Raw genomic sequence first — 16,826 nt, 5'->3', positions numbered from 1 at the left:
TTCCTGATGATGCGACGGCCCGGTACCATCCGCGGATGCCGACCGGCCGGCGCATCGCCTGGACATTCGCTGTGGTGTCGTTGGCCGCGTGCACCTCGGGATCCGGATCCGGCGATCCCTCACCGGCGGCCTCGGCCACGCAGCTGGCCACTCCGACCGAGCAGGTCGAGATCGATGGCCTCACGATCGACGAGCCCGGATGGAAGGCGAGCGGCGCGGACTGGCGGCTGCGCGTTTCGTGGGGGGAGCCGACCGACGTCGTGATCGACCACTACGAGGTGCGACGCGACGGCGTGACGGTCGGCGAAGAGGTCGAGGAGACGACCTTCCTCGACGACGATGTGGAACCGGGGGCCCGCTACCGGTACGAGGTCGTCGGCGTCGACGTCCACGGTGTCGAGACGCTCGGGGCCGCCGTGTCGATCAGGACCGAGGAACCGAAGGTGTCGGACGCGCGCCTCGAGGGCACCTTCTCCGTGCGCATGGTCGTGGAACGTGCCTCGGGAACCAGCGACCCGGTCCGCGGAGGCGCGATCTTCTTCACCTTCGACCCCCGCTGCCGTTCTGGGGCGTGCGACGTCCGCTGGAACGTGCGCAGTGCCCGAACCGAAGGGACGCTCCGACGGACCGATGGCGTCTACGAGGCCACCCTGCGCACCCCGTTGTTCGTCCGCAACTGCTTCGGCGAGGTGGTCGAGGAGGTGCTCGAGGTGCGCCTGCGGGTCAGCAAGGCGGCCCCGTTGGAGGGAAGATGGCGGGCGACGAAGTTCGTCGGCGCGATCGACGAGATCTCATCGTACGGTGGATGCATGACCGCGACGATCGACTGGAGCGTGCAGGGGCTCCTGCAGACCTGATCCTCATGGAAACCGACACCCCGAACCCTCCGTACCCCGACAGCGTGGCGGAACCCGACACGCCGACGCGTCGCGATCGGCGCCTCGCGATCGGACTCCTGGTGGTCGCCATCGGCATCCTGGTCGCATCCCTCCTGTGGTTCACACGTTCGCCGGGACCCCCGACGGTGCCGATCGCCTTGCAGGCCACTGCGACGAGCTGCGAGGAGCCCTGCGAGCGCTACACGCCGATCGTCGCGCTGGACTGGAGGCCGCCTGAGTCCGGGGCGGGGGTGGAGCGGTACCGGCTCCTTCGCGACGGCGCGCCGCTCGAGACACTCAACGGCAGCGAGCTCTCGTTCGTCGACCGCGACGTGACGTTCGGTCAGCGCTACGCCTATCAGGTCGTCGCTGTGAGCGGTGAAGGCGAGTCACTCCCCACCGCCGAGGTCGACGCGGTGGTACCCACGCCCCCCGACGAGATCGCGCGGCTCGCCGGCATCTACCGGGTCGGCCTGACGGTGCGCTCGGCGCGTTCGATCGGCGCCGCGTTCGGCATCGAGAACCCGATCCCCGGAAGGCGGGGTATCGACCGATGGTCGTTCGAATCGACGTGCGGCGACGGCCAGGGCGGCTGCCCATCGACCTGGTCGGGGCTCGAGGGTGAGATCGAGCCCCAGGACGGTCGTTGGGTGGGCACGGTCGAGGGCCTGCCCGCACGATGCGGCCGCGAAGGAAGCGCCCCGGCGCCTATCGACGTCGAACTCGACGCGATCGACGTGGGCGTCGTCGACGATGCGTGGGTGGTGACTGGCTTCCGGGGAACGGCGACGGTCTCCTTCCGCTGCCCCGGGTTCCCCGCCGCGTCGGCCACGGTTGAGGTCACAGGGAAACTCTGACGAGGTTCAGCTCCCCACGATCTCGTACGAGTGACTGAGCCGAACCACCGGTCGGAGGGTCGCCGCCACCGAGCAGTACTTCGACTCTGACAGCTCGATCGCCCGCGCCGCCCTGCGGTCTTCGACCGTGCCCGTCAGGACGAAGTGCATATGGATCGACCGGAACGTCCACGGCGGAGCGAGGTCTTGCTCGCTCGAGATGCGGACCTCGAGGGCGCGCAGATCCTGCCGCTGCTTGCGCAGGATCACGACGACGTCGTAGACCGTGCAGGCCGCGAGCGAGATCGGCAGCAGATCCGAGGGCTTCGATCCCGGTCCGTCGGGGTCGTCGCCGGTCAGGATCGGCTCGCCGTAAGTGGCCTGGGACCGGAACGTCAGGCCCTCGCCGGTCCACCGCAGCGTCACGTCGTCCATCGATCACCGTCCTCCACCGGCCCGTCACAGGCCGATCAAGGCCGGACCGGGGGTCAAGGTTGCGCCCGTTTTGGCCGAGTCTAGGGGTAAGGCCGACACGGCTCGGCAAAGGAACTAGCTCGCTCGGGCCAGTCAGTTTTCCGCCGCATGGCTGGAGGGTCTTCGTGAGACCATGCGGTACGCTCCCGCACAGATGGGGGCCGAACAGAGGACAGCGAACGCATGAGTGCACGAGGCGTCCGCATCGTTGTCGGGGAAGGCCCGTCCGAACGGAAGGGCCTCCTCCGCTTCGTCGTGGATGGGGAGGGATACGACGTCGTGGCCGAGGCGTCCACGACGGCTGAGCTCGCGCGCCTCATGGCGAGGCACCGTCCCGATGTCGTGGTCCTCGACGACGGCATCGGCGCCACGGCCGTCGGCATGATCAACGAGATGTCCCCGAACACCAAGGTGGTCCTGGTGTGGCCGGGAGCGGTCATGCCGGTGGGGGGTGCCGCGCGTGTCGAGCCCGCACGCGTGCTGCAGGATCTCGGCCCGACGATCGAGCGACTCACGGGGCAGCCCAGCGCGACGAGTTCAGGACGTGGTCCGGCGCTGATCGAAAGCGCGACGAGCGATCCGGACATGCTCAACGCGATGCTGTTCGGCGGTGCCGCCGCGACCGACGAAGCGATCATCGAGGACCGCGAGCCGGCACCCGTCGTCATCCTGCCGCTCACACCGACGATCGATCACGACGAGCTGATCCTGAACGTTCCCGACGCAGAGCCGGACGACGAGCACGCCGGCGCAGGTGCCGCGGCCGGGCTCGTCGCGGGCGCGGCGGGCGCAGCGGCGCTCGCCGGATCCGTGCCCGCCGCGGCGGCCGACGGCGGCGGCGCGGCCGTCGCGTCGTTGGCCGCTCGAGGAAGCGCGGTGGGTGCTCAGAGCGCCCTGAACCGCCGTCTCGGCAACCTCGCCCTCGGCGGGGCCGCGGTGGCGAGCGCTCTCGTGCTGGCCCTGGCGCTCGGCGGCACCCGCGTGCCGATCGGAGGCATCAGCGGAGCCCCGATGTCGCAGGGGGTCACCAGCACGCCGAACCCCGGAACCGACAACCCCCCGGGAACGGTGGGGGAGACCGACGGCGGCGAGAACAGCGACGGCGGCAACGGAGGCGAGGGGGGAGGCGGCACAGCCGACGATCTCAGCCTGACAGGTTCCCCCGGCATCACGCTCGTGGGCGATACGACGCTCGAGCCCCCGGGACCCCCCGACATCGGCGTCGACGCTGGTGACATCGGCCCCGGTGACGGAGGTGCTGGCGGAGGCGGTGACGACGGCGGGAGCGGCGGGAGCGGCGGGAGCGGAATCAACGCCGGTGGGGGCGGCGACGACCACAGCGGCGGAGATGCCGGCGACGCTCGTGACGGCGGTGACGACGACCACGACAAGGGCGGCGGCAACGACGGCGACGGAGACGACCACGACAACGGTGGCGGCAACGACGGCGACGGGGACGACCACGACAACGGTGGCGGCAACGACGACGAGGACAACCCGGGCCACGGCGGCGGTGGCGGCAACGGCGGCGGTGGGGGCAACGGCGGCGGTGGCGGCAACGGCAACGGCAATGGCGGCGGTGGCGGCAACGGCGGCGGTGGCAGCATTCCCGAGAGCGACGGCACCCCCGAGAGCGACGGCACCCCCGAGAGCGAAGGCACCCCCGAGAGCGACGGCAACGCCGAGAGCAACGGCAACGCCGAAGGACACTGACCTGGGCGCGGAGCGCTCGGCCCCGTGACGATCCAGAACGCTGTCGGCACGATCCGCCGCATCTACGTTCGGCCTCCCGATCCCGACGCCCTCCTGGCATGGCGTGACTACGCATGGCATGCCGCCCCCGACCCCGTGAAGGCGGCAGAGGAGCACGCCGCGTTCCGTCAGGCGCTGGAGGCCCGCGGTGCCGAGGTCGTGGTCGGCGCCACGACCGTGCCCGGCGACCCCGACGCCATCTACGCGTACGACCCCACGTTGCCGACCGATCAGGGGGTCATCGCCCTGCGCCCCGGCAAACCGGGTCGACGGGCCGAACCGGGGGCGCTCACAGCCGACCTCGCGAGTCAGGGTCTTCGCCTCCTGGGGACGCTCTCGCCCCCGGCCGTCGCCGAGGGTGGCGACATGTTCTGGCTCGATGAGCACACCCTGCTGGTCGGCCGCGGCTACCGGACGAACGACGATGGCATCGAGCAGATACGGTCGTTGCTGGGCGGCGGGATCGACGTGATCGCGTTCGATCTGCCGCACTTCCAGGGGCCCGATGCGTGCCTGCACCTGATGTCGTTCATCTCCCCGCTCGACCACGATCTCGTCGTCGTCTACATGCCGATGATGCCGGTGCGCCTGGTCGCGCTCCTGCGGGAGCGAGAGGTCGAGCTCGTCGAGGTGCCCGACGACGAGTTCGAGACCCAGGGCCCCAACGTGCTCGCGCTCGCCCCACGAGTGGCCCTCGCGCTCGACGGGAGCCCCGAGACTCGACGACGCATGGAGGCGGCGGGGGTCGACGTCCGCACGTTCACGGGCACGGAGATCTCGCGCAAGGGTGACGGCGGACCGACCTGTCTCACCCGCCCCCTCGACCGAGTCTGAGGGCACAGCCTCGGCGGTCGCCGGTATGCTCCGGCGCGATGTACGAGTACTGGCTCCTGCTGCACATCCTCGCGGCGATCGTGTTCGCCGGCTGTCACGGCGTCTCGATGTTCGCGCTCTACCGGATCCGTGCGATGGGGCTCGACCGGGCCCGCATCGCCGACACGATCGCCTTCTCCGGCACCACCACGCGGCCGATGTACATCTCGCTCGCGGTGGTGATCGTCGCGGGGTTCGTGCTCGGGGTGCAGGGGAAGTTTCTCGGTTACTGGTGGATGTGGCTCGCGTTCGCCGTGCTCGTGGTCACCACCGTGCTGATGACGTTGACCGCCAAGCCCTACTTCCAGCGCATCACGGCGGCCTGTGCGATCCGTCCGTCGGGAGTGCCCAGGGTGAGCGACGAGGAGCTGCAGGAACTGATCGCCGGCCCCAAGAGCAAGGCCCACCTGATCACGACGATCGGTATGGTCGGCCTCGTCGTGATCGTCTACCTGATGGTGGCCAAGCCCGGTTGGCCCTAGGTCAGGCGGGCGGCAAGGGGCGAGCCGCCGGTCCGTTCACGACCTCACCATGAGGGCCGAAGCGGGACCCGTGGCAGGGACACTCGAAAACGTGGTCGGCCGTGCTCCAGGCGACCGTGCAGCCCATGTGCGTGCAGCGCGCGGACATCAGATGCAGCTCCCCCGTCTCGTCCATGAATGCGGCGAGCCGCTCCCCCGCCTGCACCAAGATCCCTCCCTCGCCGGGTTCGAGCTCCGAGGCCACCTGCGCGATCGTGCGGGCGACGAGCACGTCGCGATCGGACATGTCGACGACTTTCTCCGGTACCGGGTTCAGGAAGAATCGCTTGGCCCCAGTCATCCCCTTGTTCCCGATCACGATCAGATCCGCTCGGACCTCGCGGGCGACCGCGAGGATCTCGTCGGCCGGGTCGCCCTGGCGCAGCACCACGTCGCAGTCGACCTCGGCCCCGAAGACCACGACGGTGTCGTCGGTGACGAGCTTCCCCGTGGCGGGGTGTCCGACGAACACGAGGGTCGCGGGGGCACCGACCGAGGCGGCGAGGTCGAACCCCTTGCGCGCGGCCCGATCCGCGGTCGCCGAACCGTCGGTCGCGATCAGGATGCGGCGATAGAGGTGTTCGCCGTCGCCACGCTCGACGTCCATCGCGATCAACAGGTCGCGGGGCGCACGATGCGAGAGCCGGTCGGCGGTCGGACCGATCTCGGTCGCGCTGCGACCACCGCTGACAACCACCAATCCGACGTCGCGCTCCTCGGCGAGGTCCACCAGCACGTCGGCCGGAGAGCGCCCACCGTGGAGCTCGCCCTTGACCTTCTTGACGCCCGATTCCTGCGCGGCAGCGACGGCCTCATCGAGCACCTGCTGTGCCCCCTCGGGTCGCTCCCAGACGTAGGCGACGATCAGCTCGGCCTTACCGGCCTTGGCGAGCTCGGTGGCCACTCGGCTGCTCGCCGCAGCTCGAGCGGTGCCGTCGGTGCCGAACAGGATGCGCTTGTACGCCACGGGCGACCTCTCCTCGGGCCTCGCACGCTACCGCGCGCTCACCCCTGCCGACACGCGGTCCCGGCCCCCCCGGGCCCCACGGCCGGTAGCGGTCCCGCCACGGGGCACTACGGTCGAGATGAGGAGGGATCGCGATGACGACGCATGTGCCACCCACGACCTGGTCCGATGCCCATCGGCCCGAGATCGAGTCACGGGAGCACAGGCCGGGGCCTGCGAGCGGACGATGGGGCGGACGGCTTCCCGACCGGGTGCATCTGGGGCGGGGCCGGCGCCTGCGAGGCCGCATCACGATGCCACGCATCTTCCGGCACGTGCGACGGGGCGGCTGACGGGCAGGCCGCCCCGAAGCCCCGGAGGAGGCACCGCGCCCGTATCCTTCGGGGATGTACCGGTTCTGGGTGTTCGTGCATCTCGTGGGTGTGGCCGGATTCCTCGTGACGCACGGGGTTTCGATGTGGGCCCTGTTCGCGGTGCGCGCCGTCGACGGGGACCGCGATCGCATCCTCGAATGGTGTGAAACCTCGAAACGGACCACGATGCCGATGTACATCTCGTTCGGCCTGCTCCTGCTCGGAGGCGTCGCAGCCGGCATCGACGGTGCGCTCTTCGCCGACTGGTGGCTGTTGGGCTCCCTGCTCCTGCTGCTCGTGCTGACGGCTCTGATGTCGGTGGTCGCGACCCCGCACATGAAGCGGCTGCGTGATGGGTGCACCCGGTGGGCCGACGGCACCTACACGATGTCCGACGACGAGCTCCGCGAGGCGCTCGAGGGGCCGGCGACGACGATCACCGCGGCGAGCGGGTCGGTAGGTCTGCTCGTGATCCTCTCCCTGATGGTGTTCAAGCCCGGCGCGTGACGAGACGTCGTGCCCCCGCCCGACATCGGTAGCCTGGTCGCCATGAGCGACCGAGTCGTCAACTTCGGGTCGGGGCCGGCGACGCTTCCTCTGCCGGTGCTCGAGCAGGTGCAACGTGACCTGCTCTCGCTCCCCGGCATCGGGATCTCGCCGCTCGAGATCTCTCATCGCAGCTCCTGGTTCGCCGGCGTGCTGGAGGAAGCCGAAGGGAACCTCCGCTCGCTGCTCGGCGTACCGGCGACCCATCGCATCGTGTTCTGCCAAGGCGGCGCGACCCAGCAGTTCTCGATGGTGGCGATGAACCTGCTCAGAGGCAGCGGCGGTATCGCCGAGTACGTCGTCACCGGTTCCTGGGGCACGAAGGCGGTTCGCGAGGCCGGGCGGGAGGGTGCGGTCCGCGTCGCGTGGAGCGGCGCCGAGCTCGGGTTCGTCCGGGTGCCGGAAGCCGACGATTGGACGCCCTCACCCGATGCCGCGTACCTCCACGTCACGACGAACGAGACGATCGAGGGGGTCGAGTGGTCCGTACCGCCGGTACCACCCCCTGGGGTGCCGCTCGTGGCCGACGCGTCGTCGGACCTGCTGTCGCGGCCGATCGACGTCGGTGGTTTCGGCGTGCTGTACGCGGGAGCTCAGAAGAACGCCGGCCCGGCCGGGGTGACGATCGCGATCATGCGCGGGGACCTGCTCGATCGCGTGCCCGACGGACTACCGACGATGCTCGATTACCGCACGTTCGTCGAGCACGGCTCCCTCTACAACACACCGCCGGTGTTCGCGATCTACGTCGTGATGCTCGTGACCCGCTGGCTCCGCGACGAGGTCGGCGGCCTCGAGGGACAGGAGCGGCGCAACCGCGCCAAGGCGGAGCTGCTGTACGACGCGATCGATGCGAGCGAGGGGTTCTACCGAGGACACGCGGACCCGGGCTCGCGATCGCTGATGAACGTCACGTTCCGCCTGCCGAGCGACCAGCTGGACGCCCGGTTCGTGTCCGAGGCCGCCCGGCGCGGGCTCGCTGAGCTCAGGGGCCACCGCAGCGTCGGCGGCGTCCGGGCGAGCATCTACAACGCGATGCCGATCGACGACGTCGAGACGCTCGCGACGTTCATGGGCGACTTCGCCGCCAGGGCCTACTAGTCGCATCTGGACTCCCCCCGATTGGATCGACGGGGGTACCCTGTCACTCCTCGACCAGTGCGATGTCGAACTCCGTGCCCTCGGGATCGGAGAGCGTGCGCCACGTGAACGGCTCGAGCTGGCGCTCCTCCCCGTCCCACGACCCACCGAGCTCGATCACGCGCCGCGTGGCCGCCTCGAGGTCGGACACGCCGAGGTCGAGGTGGATGCGCGTCTTCGCCTGCTTCGGCTCGGGGACCCGCTGGATGCACACCACCGGAAGGTCGTCACGGCCCTTCAGGAAGGTGAACCGGCCCTCGTCGAGCTCGTCGTCGATCTCGGTGCCCAGCACCTCCGCCCAGAACGAGGCGGCCTTCACGGTGTCGACAGCGTCGATCGTGACGAAGAGGAAGCTCGCGTCGGCTATCGTCACCCCCCCACCAACTCGTCGGCCATCTGCGCATACACCTCCGTGTGACGGTCGACGTCGTCGGCGGTGGTCGCCGGCGACATCAGCGCCATGTTGTGGAACGGTGTCATCAGGATGCCGCGGTTCAGCAGGTAGAGGTGGATGTACGGATCCACGTCGTCGTCCTGGCCGGCGGCCGCCTCGGCGCCGTTGCGGGCCACGTCTGGACGGAACAGGTACTCGACGCGGCAGCCGAGACGCACCACGTGCCAAGGCAGCTCACGCGACTCGATCACCCCGCGGACACCCTCTTCGAACCGCGCGCCCAGCGAGATCATCCGCTCGAACGCCTCGTCGGTCATGACCTGTCCGAGCGTGGCGCGCATCGCCGCGAGCGACAGGGCATTCCCAGCGAGGGTGCCGCCCACGCCGCCGACGTCGGCGTTCCTCCAGTCGGTGTGCTCGTAGACGAGGTCGCTGACCCGCTGGGTCATGCCGTAGGCGCCGCTCGCGATGCCCGCGCCGAGGGTCTTCCCGATCGTGACGAAGTCGGGCTCGAGGCCCCAGGCCCTCGTACAGCCGCCCGGCCCGGTGCTGATCGTGTGCGTCTCGTCGATCACGAGCAGGGTGCCGTACTTCGTGCACAACTCGCGAACGGCCTCGTGATACCCGGGATCGGGAAGGACGATGCCGATGTTCGTGAGGGCCGGCTCGAACAGGCACGCGGCCACATCGCCCTCGGCGAGGGCGGCCTCCAGGCCGTCGAGGTCGTTGATCTCGACCACCCTGGTGGTCTCGTCGAGCGGTACGGGCTTGCCGATGTTCCCCTCGCGCGCCACGGTGCGCCCGCCGATGAGGGTCGCGAACGTCTCGTCGACCGACCCGTGATAGCACCAGTTGTGCACCACGATCTTCGGGCGCCGCGTGATCTCGCGCGCCCACCGGATCACGAACCGGTTCGCGTCGGTGGCCGTCAGCGTGAACTGCCAGTACGGCACGCCGAACCGGCGCGCCATCTCGGTGCCCACCCAGGTGGCGTCCTCCGTCGGGAGCATCAACGTGATGCCCTTACTCGCCTGCTCGGCGATCGCGTCGACCGCGACCTTCGGTGAGTGGCCGGCCATGCCGCCCGTGTCGCCGAGGCAGAAGTCCACGAAATCGTTCCCGTCGACGTCCCAGAAGTGCGCGCCCTCCGCTCGATCGACAAAGACGGGATGGTCCCCCGGCCAGCGGGTCATCCAGTTCATCGGCACGCCGAACAACAGCGATCCCTTAGCCTCTTCGGAGAGCTGTCCGCTGCGGGCGTGACGCTCTCGGAACGTCGCCCGTTCGCGCTCCATCAGCTCGGCCACCCGAGCGCGGTCGACGGTCTTCACGTGGGTTCCCCCCTCGGCATCGTGTCGCGGAGTGCCCGTTCGTGCGGGAGTCTAGCCCCGGCGTCGCCTCACGCGGACGCGCCGTCCCGCTAGCCTGGCGCTATGGCATGGCCGTTGATCCGAGCGTCGGGGGGCCCTCGTGAGCGGGGGCGTGCGTACGGGGAGGGGGCACGCGACAGGGTGCACGGCTCGATCGAGCTGTACACGGCGGTCTTCCGCCATTACACCGGGCTGGGGTGGACCGAGGTCCGCGACCGGGCCGGTGCCTACGCCGAGTGGTTCGACGACACCGACGTGCAGCTCCTCCCCGAGATCGAAGGCATCGCGGAAGGTGCGGGCGTCGACGCCGAGGACGTGCTCGCCCTCAACGTCCGCACCGAGGTGATGTTCGGCCTCGACGCGCGCGCCGCTCGGACTGCCGCCAAGGAGTGCACGGCGATCGGTGCGGCACCGCCCGCCACCGTCGGCGAGCGCGTCTTCATCGCCCAGAACTGGGACTGGAAGCCGCCTGCCCGCGACACCTGCGTGCTCCTGGCGATGCGGCCGGCGGGACGTCCCGCCTTCGTGACGCTCGTGGAGGCCGGCCTGCTCGCGAAGGCCGGCATGAATGACGCCGGGATCGGAGTCGCGACGAACGCGCTGACCTCGAGCCGCGACCGGGGGAACCCTGGCGTGCCCTACCACGCGATCCTTCGCCGGGTGCTCACCAGCGCCTCCTTCGAGGAAGCGGTCACCGAGGTCGTCCAGCGGGAGCGCGCGTCGTCAGCCAACTACCTGATCGGTGCGCGCTCCGGGCACGTCACGGACCTCGAGGTGGCACCCGGCGGTCCCGACGCCGTCTGGCGCGTCGACGCCGGCACGATCTGCCACGCGAACCACTTCGTCCGCCCCGACCGTGACTTCAAGGACCTCGCCATGCTCGACGGCCGAGAGTCCCCCCTGCGACAGGCCTCGGCCGAAGGAAGCGTCGAGCGCCGCTCGATCGGCGTGCCGGAGATCGAGTCGGCCCTTCGAGCGCACGCCGGCCCGAACCGTGGCGAGGGATCGGTCTGCGCCCACGGCGACCAGTCGCGGCCTCCGGAGGCCGACTACGTCACCGTGGCCGCGATCGTCATGGACCTCTCGGTGGCTGCGCTCCACCTGACGCACGGCAATCCTTGCACCGCACCGTTCGACACCTTCGATCTGAGGTCGCTCCTCGGCTGACGGGAACGTCGGACGTGTCGGCGTCGGGGTCAGGTATGCCCCGACGCAACCGATAACCCGAAGGATGTCTCGGAACGTGTGGTTCTTCGTCGCCCCGATGGCCGGGGTCGCCGCCGCTGTGCCCGGTGACGTGCCATGGCAGCTCGGCGTGGCCGTGGGTGGCCTCGTGCCGGTCGCGATCCTGCTCGGGGTTCACCGACACGCACCGCGACACCGGATCGCCTGGCTCGTACTGACGTTGGCGGTGCTGCTGCTCGCGATCCCGCCCTTGATCGATCGCCTCCTCGTCTCGACCGGTGGGGCCGATGCCCTCCAGAGCGCGACGGCGTGGCTGGCGCTCGGTGCGCCGGTCGCCCTCATCACGGCGTCGACGGTGATCGTGAGGGCGCGCTGCGGGGGTCCCGACCGGACGGCGGCGATCGACGCCTTCACGGTCGCCATCGGCATCGGCACGATCGCATGGGTCGCCATGCTGCAGCCGACCCTGACCGCGAGCAACCTCGATCTCGACACCCGCATCATCTACCTGGCGGGAGGGTTCCTGGACGTTTGCCTAGTGGGTGTCGCGGTCCGGCTGGCCATCACGCCCCGACCGAGGAGCGCCTCGCTGTGGGCGCTCGTGGGCGCCGTCGTCGCCGTCGCCATCGGTCACGCCGGGGCGATCCTGCTCCTCACGACCGGCGCGACCATCACGATGATGGGGGCCGATCAGGTGATGCTCTTCGGCAGCGTGACGGCCGCGCTCCTGATCGGGCTCGCCGCCGTGCACCCCACGATGACGTCACTGACCGAAGCGTCCAGCGACGAGCGGCCCCTCGGGTTGCTACGGCTCGCCCTGCTGGCGGCCGCGTCGCTGATCGCCCCCGCGATGATCGCGCTGCAGCTGCTGCCCGGCGAGACCGGCGAAGGCGTCGGGGTCCTCGTCGACGCCACGATCGTGATGTTCCTGCTCGTCGTCGCGCGTATGTGGGGCCTGGCACGAGCGCAGGAGGGATCCGCGGTCAGGGAGAAGGCGCTCCGCGAGGCGGGCGCCAAGCTCGCGACAGCGACGAGCCAGGACGGCATCCACCGTGCCGCGATCGACGCCGTCGCAGCGCTGGCCGGTGACGATGCGGCCGTGCGCATGTGCGACTCACCGCAGCGGCCCGGGCGGTTCGTGGTGATGGCGTCGTCGGGGGGTGGCGATGCGAAGGGCGCCCGCTTCACGTTGACCCTGTTCCCCGTCTGGAAGCGAGAGCAGCTGCAGTCGAACACGGCCTTCGTCGTCCAGACGCACGAGAGCACCCTCGTCTCCGACCTCTACCTCGCGCGGATCGAGCAAGGCTCGGTCTTCACGGCCCCGCTGTTCGTACAGGACGAGCTCCGGGGACTGATGGTCGTCGCGACCCCTGACGAGATGGACCGGTCTCTCACCGACTCGCTGACCGCGCTGAGCACGCAAGTCGCGCTCGCGCTGGAGTCGGCCGCCCTCACCCGGAACCTGCTCCAGCAGCAGAGCGAGGCGAGGTTCGCGTCGCTCGTGAGCAACTCGTCCGATGTCGTCTGCGTGGTCACCCGGGACACCACGATCAGCTACGTCAGCCCCGCGGTCGCACGCATGCTCGGCTACGACCCGGGGGTGTTGGAGGGCACCAGGTTCGCCGAGCTCGTGCACCCCGACGACGTGCCGAAGGCCCTCCACGCGATGGAACCTCACGACGAGGAGACGAGGGACTCGGTGCTGGTCGAGCTGCGGGTGCGGCACAACCGTGGGGAGCATCTGCATACGGAGACGCTCATCTCCGATCAGTCGGACGACCCCAACGTCGGAGGCATCGTACTGAACGTCCGTGACGTGACCGAGCGCAAGCGCTTCGAGGAACAGCTCGAGCACCAAGCCTTCCACGACTCCGTCACGACCCTCGCGAACCGGGCGCTGTTCCACGACCGCGTCTCCCACGCCCTCGAGCGACAGTCCCGCGACCACGAGCCGATCTCGGTGCTGTTCATGGACCTCGACGACTTCAAGACGATCAACGACTCGCTCGGGCACGCGGCCGGAGACCAGCTGCTCTTCGAGGTCGGGGAGCGATTGCGCAAGTGCCTGCGGGCGGCGGACACCGCCGCCCGGCTCGGGGGCGACGAGTTCGCCGTGCTGCTCGAGGACGGCGAAAAGGGAGTGACTGCCGCCGACGTCGCCGAACGCATCATGGCGATGCTCGAGGACCCGTTCACCCTCGAGGGCAAGGAAGTGTTCGTGCGGTCGTCGGTCGGCATCGCGACCGCGGACGGCGACCGCGGAGGCGATGTGGAGGAGCTGCTGCGCAACGCCGACGTCGCGATGTACATGGCGAAGGAGCGGGGGAAGGGCCGCTACCAGGTCTTCGAGCCCGCGATGCACGACACCGCGCTCAAGCGCCTGGAGCTCAAGGCGGACCTGCAACGGGCGATCGAACACCAGGAGTACCGGTTGCACTACCAGCCGGTGATCGAGCTCGAGAGCGGTCGCATCGTGGGGGTCGAGGCCCTGATCCGCTGGATCCACCCCGTCCGCGGGGTGGTGCCACCCCTCGACTTCATCCCGCTCGCCGAGGAGACAGGATTGATCGTGCCGATCGGGCGCTGGGTGCTGCGCGAGGCCTGCCGTCATGCCGTCGAGCTGCAGGAACGGTTCCCGAGCGATCCGCCCATCCACATGGCCGTCAACCTCTCGGTCCGTCAGATCGCGCGTCCCGAACTCGTCGAAGAGGTGCGCGAGATCCTCATCGACACGGGGCTGGACCCGCACTCGCTGATCCTGGAGATCACCGAGAGCGTGATGATGCAGGACATGGACCTCTCGATCGAGCGCCTCGGCCACCTGAAGCAGCTCGGTGTCCAGCTCGCGGTCGACGATTTCGGCACCGGGTACTCGTCGCTCAATTACATCCGGCGGTTCCCCGTCGACATCCTCAAGGTGGACAAGTCCTTCATCGACGGCGTGAACGACGGCGGCGAGGCCTCGGCGCTCACCGAAGCCGTGATCAAGCTCGCGGGCATCCTGAACCTCAGGCCGGTGGCCGAGGGCATCGAGCGGGCCGACCAGCTCCACCGGCTGCTGGAGCTGCGCTGCGAGATGGGGCAGGGCTACTACTTCGCGAAGCCGTTGCGCAGCGACGAGCTGGCCGCGCTGCTCGAGGAGCGCACGGCGATGCACGGCGAGGCCGAGGCGCTCGCTCGAGGGCGACAGCTCTGATCGCACGACCAGCATGGCGACGGGGCCGTGACCCCGTACCCTGGACCGGTCGATGCGAACCCGACGATTCCTGTTCGCGATCTGCCTGGGCGTCTCCGCTGCCCTGATCGCGCAGTCGCCCGCGATCGCCGCTCCGCCACGGTGGGTGCAACGGGTGGATTCCCTGGTCGGTGACCTGCCGATCTCGGTGGCCGTCTCGCTCGAGGGGAGCCCGCTCTACCGGCACCAGGACTGGGTGCGCCGACCGCCGGCCTCCAACCAGAAGCTCTTGCTGTCGATGGCGCTGTTGCAACGGATCGGCGCCGACACGACGATCCCGACCCGGTTGTTCGCGACCGAACCGGTGGGGTCGGACGACGTGCTCGACGGGAACCTGTGGATCGTCGGCCACGGCGATCCGGAGATCGACGCCCTCGACATGGCCGACCTCGCGCGGTCGCTCGGCGACGCCGGCGTCGAACGCGTCCGAGGGCGCGTCTTCGGTGGGACGGGTCCGTTCGCGCGCGACTGGTGGGCGCCGGGCTGGCGCGACTACTTCCCCGATGTCTACATCGCCTTGCCGACGGCGCTGACGTACCGGTTCAACGAGGGCGCGGGCGGGCGCCATCTCCGCGACCCCGAACGCCTCGCTGCGAAAGCCCTGACGAGGAAGCTCGAGGTGCGCGGCATCGAGGTGACCGGCAGGCCGGGTCTCGGCTCGGCGCCGCGCGGGCTCGTCGCGATGGCCACGGTGCACAGCGATCCCCTCGCCGCGATCATGCATCGGATGAACGTCGTCTCGAGCAACTTCCGAGCGGAGGTGCTCGGCAAGGTGCTCGGCGCGAAACGACTCGGATCGCCGGGCACGATCGCGAAGGGCGCCAGGGTGGTCGAAGGCTTCGCCGACGCCCAGGGCGTGCGCGTGGCGGCCCATGACGGTTCCGGCCTGTCCTACGACAACCGCGTGACCGCCCGAGGCATGGTCGAGATGCTCCGGGTCGCCGAGCAGGCGCCGTGGGGCGACGTGCTGCGGGACACGTTGGCCGCCGGAGGCGAGGGAACACTCGAGGACCGTCTGCAGACGGTCACCGTGCGGGCCAAGACCGGCACGTTGATCGAGGTCTCGGCGCTGTCGGGGTGGGTGTGGCTGGAGCGGGAAGACGCCTGGGCGGCCTTCTCGATCCTATCGAGCGGCGTGAACACCGATCAGGCCAAGTCGATCGAGAACAGGATCGTCCGCGTGGTCGCCGCGAACGCCGGGCCGAGGTAGCGCTCGTTCGCCTGCTCGCCCGCGCGGCTCCGGGAGAGGAGGCGAGCCCTCGACCGCGTCCGGCGGGCGCACGTGAGCCGGCGATCGCGCATACGATGGCAGCTGACCGACCCGCACCGAGGCGTGACGTGAACAGCTTCCCACGAGGCCACCGAGGGATCGCCACCGCGGCGTCTTCCGTCGCGGTGCTGGTGTTCCTGTCGACGGCCGTCGCCCCGCCCGCGTCGGCGGGATCGCGTTGCTTCGGCCGTACCGCGACGATCGTCGGCACACCGGGTGATGACGACCTCGCCGGCACGGCGGACCGCGACGTGATCGTCGGGCTCGGAGGCGACGACACGATCGACGGTCTCGACGGTGCCGATCGTGTCTGCGGGGGCGACGGTGACGACGTGCTGCGCGGGAACGGCGACAAGGACTTCATCGACGGCCAGGGCGGCCGTGATCGGGTCGTGGGTGACTCCGGCAACGACAACATCAGAGGCGGCGGTGGCCGCGATCGGGTGATCGGCGGCGTCGGGAACGACTTCATGCTCGGTGGCAGCGGGGCCGACGGCCTGACCGGTGGCGCTGGCGACGACGTCCTCGCCGGGCTCAGTGGTCGCGATCGCGTGAGCGGGAACCTTGGTCGCGACGAGGTCACCTACTTCATCGCGCCGGGGCCGGTGCGCGTGAGCCTGCTCGCGGGTGTCGGGATCGGGGAAGGACCCGATCGGCTCATCTCGATCGAGGATGCGGACGGCTCCTCGAACGACGATCACCTGATCGGGGACACCGGTGAGAACCGGCTCGACGGCGGGAACGGCTCCGACACGGTCCTGGGCGGGGCGGGAGCCGACGTCACGATCGGTGGGCGAGGAGACGACGTGTTGCGGGGTGGCCCAGGACACGACGTGGTCGACGATTCGCTCGAGGTTGCGCAGGGGGTCTACCCTGACACCGGCCGCGATCTGCTCTCGGGCGGCTCGGGCGGCGATCGTCTCGACGGCATCGACGACATCGGCGGGAACGACCGCCTGTCGGGCGGTCGGGGCCACGATCGGTGCCGTGCCGACGTGGGCGACGACATCCTCAGCTGCTGAGCCCACGAGG

General features: G+C 69.9%; 16 protein-coding genes. 12 read left to right on the top strand and 4 right to left on the bottom strand.

The window, feature by feature from the left end; translation table 11 throughout:
• Nucleotides 1–35 precede the first annotated feature (35 nt).
• Together VFI59_04955 and VFI59_04950 are read left to right on the top strand one after the other, a co-directional pair.
• Nucleotides 36–857: a hypothetical protein gene (locus VFI59_04955; GenBank protein HET6713044.1), complete on the top strand. Its 822-nt coding sequence runs from the start codon at nt 36–38 to the stop codon at nt 855–857.
• 44 nt (nt 858–901) lie between these two features.
• Nucleotides 902–1,735 carry a fibronectin type III domain-containing protein gene (locus VFI59_04950; GenBank protein HET6713043.1) on the top strand — a complete coding sequence of 278 codons (834 nt, stop codon included), beginning with the start codon at nt 902–904 and terminating at the stop codon, nt 1,733–1,735.
• Nucleotides 1,736–1,741: 6 nt separating this feature from the next.
• Here the strand turns inward: VFI59_04950 and VFI59_04945 are convergent, their stop codons facing one another.
• Nucleotides 1,742–2,149: an OsmC family protein gene (locus VFI59_04945; GenBank protein ID HET6713042.1), complete on the bottom strand. Its 408-nt coding sequence runs from the start codon at nt 2,147–2,149 to the stop codon at nt 1,742–1,744.
• A gap of 222 nt (nt 2,150–2,371) precedes the next feature.
• On the opposite strand from VFI59_04945, the gene VFI59_04940 reads away from it, so the two are divergent.
• The 3 genes from VFI59_04940 to VFI59_04930 are packed head-to-tail and all read left to right on the top strand — an operon-like array spanning nt 2,372 to nt 5,295.
• The gene (locus VFI59_04940; GenBank protein ID HET6713041.1) at nt 2,372–3,901 is read left to right on the top strand and encodes a hypothetical protein; all 1,530 of its coding nucleotides are present in this window, start codon (nt 2,372–2,374) and stop codon (nt 3,899–3,901) included.
• A 24-nt stretch (nt 3,902–3,925) separates the two neighbouring features.
• The gene (locus VFI59_04935; protein HET6713040.1) at nt 3,926–4,774 is read left to right on the top strand and encodes an arginine deiminase family protein; all 849 of its coding nucleotides are present in this window, start codon (nt 3,926–3,928) and stop codon (nt 4,772–4,774) included.
• 38 nt (nt 4,775–4,812) lie between these two features.
• Nucleotides 4,813–5,295 carry a hypothetical protein gene (locus VFI59_04930; GenBank protein ID HET6713039.1) on the top strand — a complete coding sequence of 161 codons (483 nt, stop codon included), beginning with the start codon at nt 4,813–4,815 and terminating at the stop codon, nt 5,293–5,295.
• Nucleotide 5,296: 1 nt separating this feature from the next.
• On the opposite strand, the gene VFI59_04925 is transcribed toward VFI59_04930, so the two are convergent.
• A complete protein-coding gene (locus VFI59_04925) occupies nt 5,297–6,301 on the bottom strand; it encodes a universal stress protein (GenBank protein HET6713038.1) in 1,005 nt (334 codons plus the stop codon).
• Between the two features lie 134 nt (nt 6,302–6,435).
• On the opposite strand from VFI59_04925, the gene VFI59_04920 reads away from it, so the two are divergent.
• From VFI59_04920 to serC, 3 genes are read left to right on the top strand one after another with little or no spacing between them, the layout of a single operon-like run.
• On the top strand, nt 6,436–6,633 hold the full coding sequence (locus VFI59_04920) for a hypothetical protein (GenBank protein HET6713037.1): 198 nt from the start codon (nt 6,436–6,438) through the stop codon (nt 6,631–6,633).
• A gap of 54 nt (nt 6,634–6,687) precedes the next feature.
• Nucleotides 6,688–7,161, top strand: a complete 474-nt coding sequence (locus tag VFI59_04915) for a hypothetical protein (GenBank protein HET6713036.1) — start codon at nt 6,688–6,690, stop codon at nt 7,159–7,161.
• 42 nt (nt 7,162–7,203) lie between these two features.
• Complete coding sequence (serC, locus tag VFI59_04910; protein HET6713035.1) at nt 7,204–8,301, top strand: 3-phosphoserine/phosphohydroxythreonine transaminase; 1,098 nt, start codon at nt 7,204–7,206, stop codon at nt 8,299–8,301.
• A gap of 43 nt (nt 8,302–8,344) precedes the next feature.
• Here serC and VFI59_04905 read toward each other — a convergent pair whose 3' ends face one another.
• Both VFI59_04905 and VFI59_04900 read right to left on the bottom strand, forming a co-directional pair.
• Entirely contained in the window at nt 8,345–8,713 is a 369-nt protein-coding gene (locus tag VFI59_04905) for a VOC family protein (protein HET6713034.1), read from the bottom strand.
• Nucleotides 8,710–10,065 (bottom strand): aspartate aminotransferase family protein, encoded by a 1,356-nt coding sequence (locus tag VFI59_04900; GenBank protein HET6713033.1) that lies wholly within the window; start codon nt 10,063–10,065, stop codon nt 8,710–8,712. Before VFI59_04900 ends, VFI59_04905 begins: the two co-directional genes overlap by 4 nt.
• A gap of 102 nt (nt 10,066–10,167) precedes the next feature.
• Between VFI59_04900 and VFI59_04895 the strand changes: the two genes are divergently transcribed.
• The 4 genes from VFI59_04895 (at nt 10,168) to VFI59_04880 (ending at nt 16,816) form a co-directional block, all read left to right on the top strand.
• Nucleotides 10,168–11,271, top strand: coding sequence for a C45 family peptidase (locus VFI59_04895; GenBank protein ID HET6713032.1), 1,104 nt, complete (start codon nt 10,168–10,170; stop codon nt 11,269–11,271).
• A gap of 64 nt (nt 11,272–11,335) precedes the next feature.
• On the top strand, nt 11,336–14,485 hold the full coding sequence (locus tag VFI59_04890; protein ID HET6713031.1) for an EAL domain-containing protein: 3,150 nt from the start codon (nt 11,336–11,338) through the stop codon (nt 14,483–14,485).
• Between the two features lie 52 nt (nt 14,486–14,537).
• Nucleotides 14,538–15,734: a D-alanyl-D-alanine carboxypeptidase gene (locus VFI59_04885; GenBank protein ID HET6713030.1), complete on the top strand. Its 1,197-nt coding sequence runs from the start codon at nt 14,538–14,540 to the stop codon at nt 15,732–15,734.
• Nucleotides 15,735–15,862: 128 nt separating this feature from the next.
• A complete protein-coding gene (locus VFI59_04880; GenBank protein ID HET6713029.1) occupies nt 15,863–16,816 on the top strand; it encodes a calcium-binding protein in 954 nt (317 codons plus the stop codon).
• The last annotated feature ends 10 nt before the right edge of the window (nt 16,817–16,826 follow it).

This window comes from Actinomycetota bacterium, from assembly GCA_035697485.1.
Classification (GTDB): domain Bacteria; phylum Actinomycetota; class UBA4738; order UBA4738; family HRBIN12; genus JAOUEA01.
This window is presented reverse-complemented; position numbering and strand designations above follow the sequence as displayed.